Here is a 13697-nt window from a genome sequence, read left to right on the forward strand (position 1 = left end):
GTCAACACGCTACATTGTGTTTCACCAAGATTTAGGGCGTTTTTTGTAAAAATTATTAATTTTGAGCACAGCCGGAAAAGTTTCAGCGTTGCTAATTTCATGTATGAAAATGATTCTGCATGATATTAAAATCCTTGTAGAGACATTCTCCACAAGGAGGCAACAGATACAAATCACGAAAGTCTTACTGCATCTAAGTTTCTTAATTGCGTTAGCGGAGCGGGGCGTTAGCCCATTGCCACTTGCGTTAGCGCAGCGTTAGCGTTCGCGTAGCGTCTCGTAGAGAGGAACGAGCGTCATTGCGTTAGCGTAGCGGGGCGTTCGCTTTTAGCGTCTCGCAGAGAAGCCCATTGCGAATTGATATTAGATTACTTCGCTCCAGCTTCAAAGCTAATTTGCTCAGATTTATAAGCTGGTGGCTCAATGTGAATTAAAATCCTAACTGGACGGAACCGTTCTTCTAATCGGCTTTCTACTTCTTCGGTGATGTGGTGAGCGGTTTCTACGTCTGGTGCATCTACTATTAAATGCATTTCAATGAAGACTTGACGACCAAGAACACCGCGAGAAGCAATATCATGACAGTTAATTACACCTGGAACAGAAGTAGCGATCGCATGAATTGCTTCTGGTGCGATCGCCATTTGATCCACAAGCCAAGGTAAATTCTCTTTTAAAACTGACCAGCCACTCCAAAATACTAACAAAGCGACAGGAAAAGCTAACACCAAATCCATCCATTGATAACCTAGCCAAACTCCTATCAAACCGGCAATTACAGAGATTGTTACCCAAATGTCGCTCATAGTATGTGTTGAGTCAGCTATAAGAATTGAGCTACCTACCCGCCTACCCACACTACGTTCGTAAAACGCCACAAAAATATTCACGCCCAGCACAATTAGTAATAACCACAACTCAGGCGGCGATATTTTCACCGATTCACCACCTTTGAGAATTCGCTCGATTGCTCCTTGCAAAATTTCAAAACAGGCTATTCCTAAAAATGAGGCAATTCCTAAAGCTCCCACAGCTTCAAACTTGCTGTGTCCATAGGGATGCTCGCGATCGGGTTGTGGAGAAGAAAATTTACTTGCAATTAATCCCAAAACGTTGTTTGCGCTGTCTGTCACACTATGCAAGGCATCAGCCAGCAAACTCAAAGAACCAGTCCAGTAACCCACAAGGGCTTTCAATCCCATTACAAACAGGTTGAGTAATAGGGTAATAATTAAAACCTTTCGCACTTCGGCGCGGTTATCGTAAATCATAGATAATTTATCACATCAAGTTCTATGACTTCTAATGTAAAACTTAAAACATAAATAGACACTAATCAAATGTATCAAAGTCTTACGCAGTAAAAATTAAGTCTCTCTATAGGCTCTATGTTTTATACTATTTTGTTGAGATTCTTTATAACTAACAACAGCTACAAGCTTTATATGTATTAATAATATCTCTATAGATAACAGCATATTTTTAGCATTAATTCTAAAAATATTTTAATTAAATTTGTTATTCATACATCTACTTAAGTCAGACCGAATTGTATTCAAAGAGATGATAATGACCATCAGTAAGCTGTACTTACTCAGGAAAATTGATGAGTCGAATGAGTTTAATTTACTACCTTTAAGCAACGGCGAAAAAGTGTCCAACCCCAATTCTTTTCTCTATTCCCTGCTCCCTGCTCCTTTGCCTCTTGTACAATCCCTAATTTCTATCAAGAGTCTGGTGAAACTGCAATTAACAAGCCAGGGGGATGGGTGAACATTTGATACTCTTAGGAGTTTGAGTAAGAAGTTGAGCAATATAATTTCAATGGTCAATTTTCTTCAGACGACAAGTTTCAATCACGAATACTATGAGTACCAAAAAACTTACAGATAAGGTGGCATTGGTAACTGGCGGCTCACGCGGTTTGGGGGCAGCGATCGCCAAACGTCTGGCGGATGATGGTGCAACTGTCGCCCTCACCTACACTAGTTCCCCACAAAAAGCCGATGAGGTAGTGCTTGCCATCGAAGCGGCAGGTGGAAAAGCCTTGGCTCTTCGCGCCGACAGTGCCAATGTGGAAGCTGTGAAAAACGCTGTCGCTGAGACTGTAAAAGCCTTTGGTCGTATTGATATCCTTGTAAACAACGCGGGGATCGCTGCTTTCGCTCTAATCGACGAGTTCTCACTGGATGATTTTGATCGACTTATAGCGGTTAACGTTAAGGGTGTGTTTGTGGCAACTCAAGAGGCTGTTCGCCACATGGGCGAGGGTGGACGGATCATTATGATTGGTAGTGTCAACAGCGATATCATGCCTATTGCTGGCGGCTCCGTCTATGCATTGACCAAGGGTGCGATCGCTAGCTTCACGCGCGGTCTTGCCCGCGATCTTGGCCCTCGTGGTATCACGGTGAACAATATCCAACCCGGCCCAATTGACACCGACATGAACCCGGCGGACGGTACTTTTGCCGACAGGATGAAAAGCATCACCGCCCTTCAACGTTATGGACGAAGCGAAGAAGTCGCCGACATGGTTTCTTATCTCGCTAGTGCAGAAGCGAGTTTCGTCACCGGTGCGAACCTGAAAATTGATGGCGGCTTCGCAGCCTAATTCGGCAACCAAAGCAAAACTAAGAAAAGTCCGATTATGTAAATTTGTCTGGCGACGATGCCAGCGCTAAGGCTGGGGCGCATCCTGGAAAAATGGGGGTTCGCCACCGCCGCTCTCGGTGGCTTCGTCTCTTTTTCCGGTAATATTAGTACTTATCAAGAAGTTTTAATAAAAAATGTCTTCAATTCCTCTAACCTTGAACCTAATTGAAGGTTCTGTCTCCTTCAGTTTTTCACCCCAAGCAGCACGAGAATTAAAAGCAGCAACAGATCAATTGATGGAGCGTCTGAAAGCTGTCGCCGCTAAACCCACTCCCGGCGGTGGTAAAGTAACTCCCCAGCCTCCCTTGGAATATCGTTATACAGGTGAAGTATTTTTAGAAATTTTCTGTAATCCTAATATCTGGCCAACACCCTTCGCAGCCAAAGTTTTGCTGACTGTCCGCAACGTCAACATCCGCTTAACTACTGAAGCTGAACTTACTCGCATCATTGAAGACATTAATAATTACTTAGAGCAAGTAGGATAATAGTTCATCTGATTTTTCTGTACTTTTCGAGATTAAAAAAAATCCTATACAAATTTTGGATTTTGCGAAAATCGAGCCGATTGCTCAAGGAGTTTTTTTCTAGCGTCGCAACTGGTGACGGTTAGCCGGACTTAGCAACTTTTCAAGATGGATTTTGGCTTTTAACAGCAAGCAGACCATCGCTTCCTTAAAGTAAGCGATGCAATGAATTACAAGTCCAAACTGAAATTCCTACATTTACCTATTAGATAAATATAGGAACTTCACAGAATCTACTTACTAGACTCAAGCTATAGCACCAGACGTACACAATAAATGCTTCTGATGCCTTCTTTAACTTGAAAAGTTGTATAAATTCAGACTCCAATGCTTCTAAGTTAATGAAAAACGCAAGATTCTATATGGGGCAATGCTCATAAAAAACCAGAGATTATCCCCCAGATTGGGCGTTGAATAATTGATGGTGATATCCACACATCGAAAATGAAGCCCCAATCCCAAAATTGAAATCAAACATTGATTAGTCGTTATCCCACTGTTCACGACCAATTAGGTCGCCAATGCGATCGCGTAACAAAAAGTCACATTTCTCTAATTCACATTCAACGCAAACCCACTCTCTCGCTGGAATGTATTGGCAAAGGGTATATATTGGCTGTTGTCGGCTAATCATTCCCTTTTGCACCAGTCGGCGTGCTTCGTCTTGAATCAAATCGAGAGAGTAGTAATTGATAGAAGGCACCGTATTCACACTCATGTTTTTTACTCACAAATTAACACTTACGATAGTGTTCCCCTTAAGAATTAGGAACAAACATTACAGAAATTAGACTTGTGGCTAGGATTTTGTAGTTTGCTATACGGAACTATTTTTATTTTGACGCTAGATATCCTGAAATTATTTCAAGAAATGTTAAGAAAGTCAACAAATCCTGACATTTGTCGAAAATCCGCTTTACAAAAAAAATTCCGAGTAGTTAACTTTACCTGCTATGGCGGCTATACAGTTTTTATGCAACAAGTCTGAAAGTCTTGCCATTACTGTATTTAGGCAAGATTTTGCGGTTTCCAGAGTTTAGGGCGCATAGGTGTAGCCCGCCGCAGGCATCGCTGACATATCAAATAATCACCTTAAAGCCAGATTTAGAACTGCTGGTATTTATCTAAGGGTAAACAACATAAGAATACTTGTCAGATACTAGGGTATAAAGTGTTGCAAAACATAACGGCTAAAGTAACCTACGAAGGCTTTTACCCCAGCATCTGTTAACAATTTCTTAAATAGAACCGTAATTACTTGGTTGATTTCAGCACTAGTATTACATAATTTTCTTTGGATAAACATCTAACGTATATATGCAACTACCGATCCCTGAAATAGATTATGGTCATATTAAAACAGACGCGATTTGGTCACGTCTGTAAATTGTTTGGCGGATTTGCTGAGATTAATTGTTCTGAAGTTACATTGTTATTTCAGTTACTCATTCATCAGATGATTCATCATCTTGATCGGTGCTTTCTTCTACTGTTACCAAATTTTCTGGCGGACGCTGATGGTTAAGTTGGTTTAGTAATGCCAGTACTTTATTACCGCGTTCTATGGAGCGATCTTCAAGAAACAGCACCTCTGGTGTACGACGTAGGCGTACCCGCGCCCCAAGTTCACTGCGGACGTAACCTGTAGCCGACTTTAAGCCTGCCATTGTTTCTGCTTTAGCTTCATCTGTACCATAGATACTGACATAGATTTTGGCGTGTTGGAGATCGCCGGAAACATCAACATCAGTAACACTTACCATTCCTGTACCCACACGGTCATCCTTGATGCCGTTGAGCAGCATTTGGCTAACTTCCCGTTTGATCAATTCAGCAACGCGGGAAACCCGGCGATTTGTAGCCATAAAAATTTCGCCTCCTCACAGAGGTTGTACAACAAAAATACATGTAACTTAATTAGACAGTACTCAGCGCAAGCAACGCCAAGAGCAACCGTCTGTGGGGCACAGCCCCGATATAGCACTAGTCTAGATTGTACTCAAGCCCAGCATTGCCCGTAGGGTGAGAGTTAGAAAGACTAGTCCGCTCACAAACAAACCCAAGATAGCGATTAAGGTGACTGGGCGCTTCAACAATGGCACTAACGGCGCAAAGGTGTTAATAAACAGTCCTAAGACGATAGTAATTAAGTACCGGGGGTAGCGAAAGACGTTATCCCAAAATCCGTCAAACATCTGAATGTCAACTGCCTTGTTATATACTTACGTTTGTTTTGATATGCTTTATCTACTCAATTGTAATCTATGCGGCTGGAAAATTAGCAGTTAATATAAAATATACTTCGTCGGTTATATTGGCTTTATTTAGTCACGATTATTTTCAGTTAAATCACAAGTAAATGGTAATTCAAATCCCCAAGGAAACTAGCCCGCGTCCATTTTTGAAGTGGGCAGGGGGTAAAAGTAGGTTGATACAGCAATATATTCCTTATTTTCCTAAAAGTTATAAAAATTACTATGAGCCATTTTTAGGTGGTGGTGCTGTTTTTTTCTATCTTCAACCAACCGCAGCAGTTTTAACTGATATCAATGCCGAATTAATTAACACTTATTGTTGTGTTAGAGATCATGTTGAGGAATTAATTTCTATATTGAAAGAGCATAAAATTCGACATAATAAAGATTATTACTATAGTATCCGAAACCACTCTAGTGGAACTGATATAGAAAAAGCGGCTCGTTTAATTTATCTTAATAAAACTTGTTTTAATGGTCTTTATCGAGTCAACTCACAGGGTAAATTCAATGTGCCTTTAGGCAGATATACAAATCCCAATATTTGTTCTGAGTTTTTATTAAAAGCTGCCTCAGAAGCGCTTTCTCATGCATCAATTAAACAAGCAAATTTTACAGAAGTCTTAAATTATGCAACTAGCAGTGATGACTTTGTATTTTTTGACCCGCCCTACCATCCTATCAGCGACACTAGTTATTTTACTGCTTATAGCCAAAATTGTTTTAGTAAAAAAGACCAAGAACTTTTAAGAGATACTTGTGCAGAGTTAGCAAGTCGTGGTGTTAAAGTTATGGTGTGTAATTCTGATAGCGAATTTATTAACAAAATTTATACTGATATTAATTTTGAAACCTACAAAATTAAAGCAGCCCGATCAATTAATTCAAACGTCAAAAATAGAGGGATGATTTGCGAATTATTAATCACATCTTTTAAAGATTTTTATTTGCCCATGCAATGAATCTGTCTAAACTATAAACTGCTAATAAATTATGGTTATCATTAACTCTTGCTTTTAGCCATTTGCTTGCGCCTTCTCGCATACCTTCACCGCCTAAAATTACAATAGTTGGTGCAGGGTAATAGTTCTGGATGTTCATATTCAAGTAAGGAAATTTTTCATCAACCGAACCGGGGCTTTCTTGCCATTTACACTCGAAAATTAAACCAGATGGCATTGCAGGTGAGCCAACAACATAAAAATCAACTTTCAGCTCGGTATGATAAATTCCACTTCCAATATAAATTTCTTTTCCATAACGCTTTGGTAATAAAGCAGCATTTAAAATAAATTCTTTTGAGACATAGTTCCCAACTTGGAAATAATTATGCCCAGTCAAAATTGCTTCTACATTTCTTTCTAAAATATTCCCAGCCTTATTTGCCCGTCCTCCTTGAGTCAGAGCCATCCTAAATCCCTCTGCCAAAAGTCTTGCTTATTATAGGATTTCACAGAAGTAGTAAAAAAAGGTCAGTTGCTTAATATGAATTTTTGATTTTGACTAAATAAGGTTGGATTAATAGTAAAAAATCTGAAATACTTAGTATTCTTGTACTAAATAAATACAAATGTATTAATAATTTGGATCGACAAGCAGTTACTAATTGAGATAATAATTACAAGAATATATTTTTTCGTTGTCTCAAAAACCAACTATTGCAAGCTACTACAGCATTTTTCTGGGTCTTGGGAACAGTAGAAAACAGCGTAGAGAATAATCTCCTGTTCATTAAACTCGTAAAAACGAGGTAGAGAAAACTCCTGACTGTAGTAGGGCGATAGGTTTCATGAACAATCTGGTATGTGCTGGGGTGACGCTGGATTCAATTTAGGCAGGCATCAATACATCGTAGGAACTGTGTGCCTAACCCAAATTCGCGCCCCTCTTACCAGTCATAAGCTTCAATAATATCTAGTTCTGCGGCTATAAGGATAGTTAAGTTTCTAGCCATGCCGTTGAGAAATTTTGGCTTTTACATCTTCCCAACTGCTACCAATGGCTGAGTTTTGTTGATATTCAACTTTGCGATCGCCTAGCTCTTTTTTCTGCCAATCTAAAACTAGGAGTGTTGCTGGTGTAGCGGCAATCTCATTCCATAAATCTTCTACCAGTTGAACTTTTGCCGCCCTCGAAAGACTAGAGAGTTCGGGAAATACTGGGTTCATGGTCTTCTATGTATTTTATTCACCTTAATTATTACACCCTGAAACCGCCATATCTATAACAACATTTCTAATAACTGGAATTTAGCTTGGATGAATTTTAGTTATTTGGTTTTGACTTCAACCTGTCTGTGCCTCTGTATCACCGTTGCGGATAGACCATGCTAGTTCTAAAAGTTGAGTCCAGCGCTTTTGTAATTGTTTGGGGGTGCATTTGATGGTTTTAGCGATCGCAACGTCATTTTCCCGTGCAGTTTTTAACTCTAATATTTGCTGTTGCTGTTCTGTGAGTTGATTCACAAAGATTTCCCACTGCTGGGAAGATAAACCCAATTTTTGCTCTAAACCCGCACCTAACCATTGATGTACCAATTGCCAGTGGTGTTGTTTGGCAAATTTTTCTACATGGTATTTAAAGCGTTGTTGGAGATAATCGCGCTGACGGCTAGTTAAACCGAGAATTTGGTCAATTTCTGGGGCTGAGAGGTCTTGAAGTTTCAAGCTGAGGTAGTTCATACAGTCAGATTGACCTTGAGAATCTAGGTATTTCATCAATTCACTGATGACGCGATCGCGTTCTGATTCTTCTGAGGGATCGAAATTAGTTTGGGCAATCATTTGCGATCGCAGCTGTTGCACCGCCGAGTTACGCTGGTAAGATTCTGCTTCTTCACCCTTAGCAGACTCTACCGCCATTTCAATATCCACGGTAGTTTCTTGCGGCTGACGACGAGCAAAGCCTTGGGCCCGCAGGATAATCAATTGCTGATTTGCACCACCAGGTAAATTGATCCGGCGTTTGGCATACTGCTCTGTAAACGCCATATATTCAGCTAATTGCAGCTGAGTACGCGGTGTGTGATCGTTAGGTAGTTCGTTTTCTCTGCGGAAAGCTTTGATAGCTTCGATATAAAATGCTTGTAAAAAATCTTCAATCAGGCTGTAACGAGCCTCAAAACCCAACTCAGAGCCAGATATAGTTACGTGGCGGTAAACCATAGCACCCAAATTGCTATGTAATTCCACCCGTCCTTGTTTTGAACCTAGTTGGTAGTAACGTAAGCACTTGTGCATCCGATGCCTTCCCAACGTAATCTGCCAGGATTTGATTTCCCCAGATGTTTGGATACGGGAGCTTTTATCGCAAATGCGTTCTACTTCTACGGCTATGCGGTTTGCTAAAGCTTCTACGCACTTGGGTGCTGCTTTCACTTGTGCTTGCATTTCCTGACACAGCAATTCAATCAAGGTTTCGCTGCTGCTGTCTGAAAATTCTTCAGTCGAAAGGTGGTTATCAAAAATGGGTGTAGAGTTTGGTAGATTAATGACGTTAGATTTCATGACTTTTCCAGTAGTATTGCACCGTAATTACAACGCAGACACAGCAATCAAGGCCGGCCTTGGCTTATGAATCTTTAGGCATTCATCCATCAAGGCTTGCCGCATGTAATGCTCACATCTAAAGCTCATATATAAAACTGTAGGAAATACGAGAGAGTTACAGTTATGGAAATGTGTCGGTTTTTTCACAAGCCACCACATTGACGCTAGGACACAAGTACCTGCCATGTTCTCAAAATTGTCAAATCCCTTGCTGTAGCGACTGTTGCCACCATCCTGTTATTGCATCTGTGCCATCGTAGACATCGGCTTAAAATATGACAATTTAAAAACTGGAGTCGCTTTTATCACAATTTCCGAAACGGAGAGGTGCGCCTGTGAAGTGTAATTTTTATACCCATGCTGCTGCTGCTTCCCAACCTAAACCCCTCCGTATAATTGCTACTTCGTCTCCGGTCATATCCAAAATAGTAGATACTTCATAAGTAGGTTCTTCGCCAGTGTCTACAATTATGTCTACCAACTTATCCAAACGATCAAATAGCTCTACCCGCGACTGAACAGTTTCTGGATCTATCCGAATCATGCCATTATCTGCTTCATCTGGTGGCAGATGTGCTGAAGTTGAAATAATCGGATTGCCCAACGCTGCCAGCAGTTCCAAACACACAGTATGGTTTGGTACTCTAATTCCAGTACTTTTCCGCTTAGGGCTTTGCACCAATCGCGGTACTAATTTAGTCGCTGGGAGCAAAAACGTGTATGGCCCTGGAATCAGGCGTTTCATAATTCGATAGGCTGTGTCACTTACGAAGGCATAAGTTGCCACATTTGAAAGCGAGGGACATAAAAATGTCAGTGGTTTATCATTTGCTAGCTGTTTAATTTGCCGCACTCGTTCTACCGCCGACTTGGCATTCAAATCACAACCGATCGCATAGACTGTATCAGTAGGGTAAAGCATGACTGCGCCACTAGAAAGCGCCGACTTTATTTCCTCTATTCGGCGAACTTGAGGATTATCCGGATGAACTGGGAAAATTTTTGCCATAGGACGGGGAGTAGGGAGTGGGGAGTGGGGGCAGAGGGGGCAGAGGAGGCAGGGGAGGCGGGGGGAGATAAGGGAGCAGGGGAAGCAGAGGAGAATAATTAATAACCAATGCCCAATGACTAATGACTAATGACTAATGACTAATGACTAATGATTAATTTATTATGAATAAAATTGCTTATCTTCAATGTCCGACAGGAATTTCTGGTGATATGTGCCTGGGTGCTTTGGTGAGTTTGGGTGTTCCTGTGGAGTATTTAATTGAAAAACTCAATGGATTGGGTATTGAACAGGAATATCAGTTAAGGGCGGAATTTGTTCAACGGAATGGTCAGCAAGCGACTAAAGTCCATGTGGATTTAGTACATGATCGCCACCACCACCATCACCACGACCACGAACACAGTCACCACCACACACGCCACCTGCCAGAAATAGAGCGGATGATTCTCAAAGCTCAGTTGCCATCACGGGCAGAAGCTTGGAGTTTGGCGGTATTCCGACAGCTAGCAATCGCAGAAGGGGCGGTGCATGGCATTTCTCCTGAAAAAGTTCATTTTCATGAGGTGGGTGCTGTAGATGCGATCATAGATATTGTGGGCACTTGTCTGGGCTTAGATTGGTTGGGCATTGAGAGCAATAAGGAAGGATTGCCATTACTTTATTGCTCGGCGTTCCCGACTGGTGGCGGCACTGTTCGGGCTGCACATGGTCAGATGGCAGTACCAGTACCAGCAGTATTAAAGCTGTGGGAAATGCGGGGTTGTCCAGTTTATAGCAATGGAATTGACAGAGAACTGGTGACACCAACAGGAGCTGCGATCGCTACTACTTTGGCAAGAGATTTTGGTTCACCACCTGCGATCGCTATCAAGCAGATAGGATTGGGAGCAGGAACCATAAATTTACCCATTCCCAATATTTTACGTCTTTGGGTGGGTGAAAGCGCAAGTTTACAGTCAAATTTCAGTGATTCTGAAGCTAATAGCTCAAATTTGGAAACCATCTCGGTACTAGAAACCCAAATTGATGATTTAAATCCACAAGCGATCGGCTATGCGTTTGAGGCGTTGTTTGCGGCTGGTGCGCTGGATGTTTTTACCCAAGCGATCGGTATGAAAAAGTCGCGTCCGGGAATTTTGCTAACTGTGATTTGTCATCCAGAAAATTTACTCAGTTGTGAAGCGGTTGTATTCCGCGAAACTACAACTTTAGGCATTCGGCGAACAACTCAGCAACGTGCCATTTTACAACGGGAAATTCAACAAGTGGAAACGGAATATGGCAAAGTGCGTGTCAAGATAGCATGGAAAGGGCGATCACCAGAAAAAGTTATTGCAAATGTGCAGCCAGAATATGAAGATTGTGCAGAGTTAGCCCGAAAACATAATATTCCCTGGCGCGAAATTCAACGGTTGGCGCTACAGTGTTGGAATTTAGCCAATGGCTGATACAAATTTCTTTCCTCGTTGGAGACTGGGAATGCTATTCTAAAGCTTTGTCATGACCCACATTTTGTAATAGTTAAAGTATCGCGCTCAACCGATATCCCGCCCAGAACTTAAGTTCAGCGGCTCATAGCTAAAGTCCACTCAAGTGGACTGAAATTTTCCTTTACATCAAAACTTACGCACACTCTATCAGAGGATGCGCGTCGGCAAAAGCCGACGCACCAGAAGGCGGTTCGATAAATTGCTTTTTTCAGGGCTGCAAAGTCAGGAGGGATCGAATCCTATAAAGACTTGTTCCTTCTGCCCGACGCTCGCGGACTCGCTAACGCTGCGCTATCTGCCTCCAGCATAGCTGCCTTCTGCAAAGCTTAATAGTCATTGTCAGCCACACAAATGCCTTTACATTTAATACCGTTTGTAGCGGTGCGCTGACAATGAGGACATAGAATTTTTTCGTTTTCTGTTTCTTGATTTGTCTTTAAACTAGTGCTTTCCTGTAGTTTTTCTTTTTTGATGTCGATTTCTAGAGTCATAGTTAAAAGCGGTTTAATTACTTAGAACTTTTATCAAATATTGTGTCAATGTAAACGCATCTACACCCAATTCAGTACGCTCTTGGGCGGCTATTATACCCGCTTGCGAATGCCACCATGCAGCAGTTGCCACAATATCTTCTACGGGAATCTGCTTAGTTGCTGCTTGCGCCAACAATCCACCTAGTAGCCCAGTTAATACGTCGCCGCTACCGCCACGCGCTAAGGCGGGTGTGCTTTCAGGAACTATCCAAACAGCACCTTGAGGGTTTGCGATCGCAGTTCTCGCCCCTTTCAACAATACTATCGCCTTACTTTGTGCCGCCGCTTCCCGTACTGCTTGTACCCTGTCATGTTTAGCATCGGGGACATCAGGAAACAATCGTTGAAATTCGCCAGTGTGGGGTGTGAGTACGGTTACAGCAAGACGTTTTTTTAATGTGGGGATCGCTCCCATTTGTGCCAAGATATTTAAACCATCGGCATCGAGAATTAGAGGGCGTTCGCTGTTGATCACTTCTTGCACAATTGGAGTGGCATCTCGTGTTAAACCGGGGCCACAAGCGATCGCATTAAAGGAACTCAAATCGGTTTTTTCTGGTAATTGTAACTGAGCGATCGCTCCAGTTTCCGTCTCTGGACAACCGACAATTAGCGCTTCTGGCAAATGTGACACCAAAAGAGATTTCAGCGATTCGGGTACGGCAATGGAAAGCATACCCACACCACTAGCCCTAGCACCCAAACCAGTTAAAATTGCTCCACCTGCATAGCGCCGCGAACCACAAATTAACAATAAATGTCCTTCCTTATATTTGTGGGTGACTGGTGGACGAGGTAGGGGTAGAGTTGCAAGCGCCGTTGCTGGTGTAATACGTTTAATGCTGGGTGCATCTTTTAGAACAGCTTCCACATCAGCTAAAGGAATATCAAAATCGATTAACTCAGCTTTGCCGAGATATTCCAGCGCCTGATCTTGGAAGAAAGCTAGCTTCCATAAACCCAAGCAAAAAGTGTGAGTGGCACGAATGGCAGTTCCTAATACAACGCCAGTATCAGTGTGTAAACCTGAAGGTATATCAATACTATAAATCGGCACAGGCAATTCATTTAATTGATTAATTGCAGAGGCGATGGGATCAGTAAGGTTTCTTTCTAAACCAAACCCAAACAAGCCATCAATCAACAAATCAGAATCTGGCAGTTGCTCAATTGTTTGATAAATTGGAATGCCCAAACTCTGAGCATACTGCAAGTGCTGTGAAGTTAATTCTTTAAGCTTAGAGAAAGGAGAATAAATCCAAACCTCATACCCGCGAAAGTATAATTCACGGGCTACTACTAAAGCATCTCCGCCATTATGACCCGGGCCGACAAGAATTCCAACACGAGATCCCCCCGCCTGCGGCGATCCCCTTAAGAACGTTGTGTTTGAAAGGATGTAGCCCTGCTTTATAAGAGGGGTTGGGGAAATCTCTTGAATGCGACGGGCAATTAATCCCGCCACCTTTTCCATCAAAGCGACTACAGGCATTCCTGCTGCAAAGATCCGATCTTCAATATCGCGCATCTGCACAGCAGTCACTACCACTTGTGAAATTTTTTCTTGTCTGTTCTGCATCAGTCTTGAATTCTATTAGTGGATAGCTATGGTTGAGCCAGTGCTGAGTTATTAGTTTCAGTTCCCCTGAAACTTTAGCAGATTTAAAAACCTTTTAT

13 protein-coding genes are annotated in these 13697 nt (G+C 42.0%); 4 read left to right on the top strand and 9 right to left on the bottom strand.

The features are described from left to right. Positions 1 to 368: 368 nt before the first annotated feature. The gene (locus tag RMZ43_RS08665) at positions 369 to 1271 is read right to left on the bottom strand and encodes a cation diffusion facilitator family transporter (RefSeq protein WP_322653747.1); all 903 of its coding nucleotides are present in this window, start codon (positions 1269 to 1271) and stop codon (positions 369 to 371) included. A gap of 596 nt (positions 1272 to 1867) precedes the next feature. Here RMZ43_RS08665 and RMZ43_RS08670 point away from each other — a divergent pair. Together RMZ43_RS08670 and RMZ43_RS08675 are read left to right on the top strand one after the other, a co-directional pair. Next, on the top strand, positions 1868 to 2614 hold the full coding sequence (locus RMZ43_RS08670) for a 3-oxoacyl-ACP reductase family protein (RefSeq protein WP_322651741.1): 747 nt from the start codon (positions 1868 to 1870) through the stop codon (positions 2612 to 2614). 175 nt (positions 2615 to 2789) lie between these two features. Beyond that, positions 2790 to 3143, top strand: a complete 354-nt coding sequence (locus RMZ43_RS08675) for a hypothetical protein (RefSeq protein WP_100901541.1) — start codon at positions 2790 to 2792, stop codon at positions 3141 to 3143. A 520-nt stretch (positions 3144 to 3663) separates the two neighbouring features. Here the strand turns inward: RMZ43_RS08675 and RMZ43_RS08680 are convergent. The 3 genes from RMZ43_RS08680 to RMZ43_RS08690 form a co-directional block, all read right to left on the bottom strand. Next, positions 3664 to 3900 (bottom strand): DUF4327 family protein, encoded by a 237-nt coding sequence (locus RMZ43_RS08680; protein WP_012407481.1) that lies wholly within the window; start codon positions 3898 to 3900, stop codon positions 3664 to 3666. Positions 3901 to 4627: 727 nt separating this feature from the next. Continuing rightward, positions 4628 to 5047, bottom strand: coding sequence for a 30S ribosome-binding factor RbfA (rbfA, locus tag RMZ43_RS08685; RefSeq protein ID WP_322651742.1), 420 nt, complete (start codon positions 5045 to 5047; stop codon positions 4628 to 4630). Positions 5048 to 5170: 123 nt separating this feature from the next. Continuing rightward, positions 5171 to 5377: a DUF751 family protein gene (locus tag RMZ43_RS08690; protein ID WP_322651743.1), complete on the bottom strand. Its 207-nt coding sequence runs from the start codon at positions 5375 to 5377 to the stop codon at positions 5171 to 5173. A 164-nt stretch (positions 5378 to 5541) separates the two neighbouring features. Between RMZ43_RS08690 and RMZ43_RS08695 the strand changes: the two genes are divergently transcribed. Then, positions 5542 to 6399 (top strand): DNA adenine methylase, encoded by an 858-nt coding sequence (locus RMZ43_RS08695; protein ID WP_322653748.1) that lies wholly within the window; start codon positions 5542 to 5544, stop codon positions 6397 to 6399. Here the strand turns inward: RMZ43_RS08695 and RMZ43_RS08700 are convergent. From RMZ43_RS08700 to RMZ43_RS08715, 4 genes are all read right to left on the bottom strand, one after another. Beyond that, on the bottom strand, positions 6371 to 6847 hold the full coding sequence (locus RMZ43_RS08700) for a PD-(D/E)XK nuclease superfamily protein (protein ID WP_322653749.1): 477 nt from the start codon (positions 6845 to 6847) through the stop codon (positions 6371 to 6373). The two genes, RMZ43_RS08695 and RMZ43_RS08700, sit on opposite strands and share 29 nt — an antisense overlap. Positions 6848 to 7383: 536 nt before the next feature. Further along, complete coding sequence (locus tag RMZ43_RS08705) at positions 7384 to 7605, bottom strand: addiction module protein (protein ID WP_322651745.1); 222 nt, start codon at positions 7603 to 7605, stop codon at positions 7384 to 7386. Positions 7606 to 7722: 117 nt separating this feature from the next. After that, on the bottom strand, positions 7723 to 8943 hold the full coding sequence (locus RMZ43_RS08710; RefSeq protein ID WP_322651746.1) for a HetZ-related protein: 1221 nt from the start codon (positions 8941 to 8943) through the stop codon (positions 7723 to 7725). Positions 8944 to 9334: 391 nt separating this feature from the next. After that, positions 9335 to 9994 (bottom strand): L-threonylcarbamoyladenylate synthase, encoded by a 660-nt coding sequence (locus tag RMZ43_RS08715; protein WP_322651747.1) that lies wholly within the window; start codon positions 9992 to 9994, stop codon positions 9335 to 9337. Between the two features lie 164 nt (positions 9995 to 10158). Between RMZ43_RS08715 and larC the strand changes: the two genes are divergently transcribed. Continuing rightward, positions 10159 to 11445, top strand: a complete 1287-nt coding sequence (gene larC, locus RMZ43_RS08720) for a nickel pincer cofactor biosynthesis protein LarC (RefSeq protein WP_322651748.1) — start codon at positions 10159 to 10161, stop codon at positions 11443 to 11445. A gap of 546 nt (positions 11446 to 11991) precedes the next feature. On the opposite strand, the gene RMZ43_RS08725 is transcribed toward larC, so the two are convergent. Then, positions 11992 to 13599, bottom strand: coding sequence for an NAD(P)H-hydrate dehydratase (locus tag RMZ43_RS08725; protein ID WP_322653750.1), 1608 nt, complete (start codon positions 13597 to 13599; stop codon positions 11992 to 11994). Positions 13600 to 13697: the final 98 nt, after the last annotated feature.

The organism is Nostoc sp. CmiVER01, assembly GCF_034531135.2.
Lineage (GTDB): Bacteria > Cyanobacteriota > Cyanobacteriia > Cyanobacteriales > Nostocaceae > Nostoc.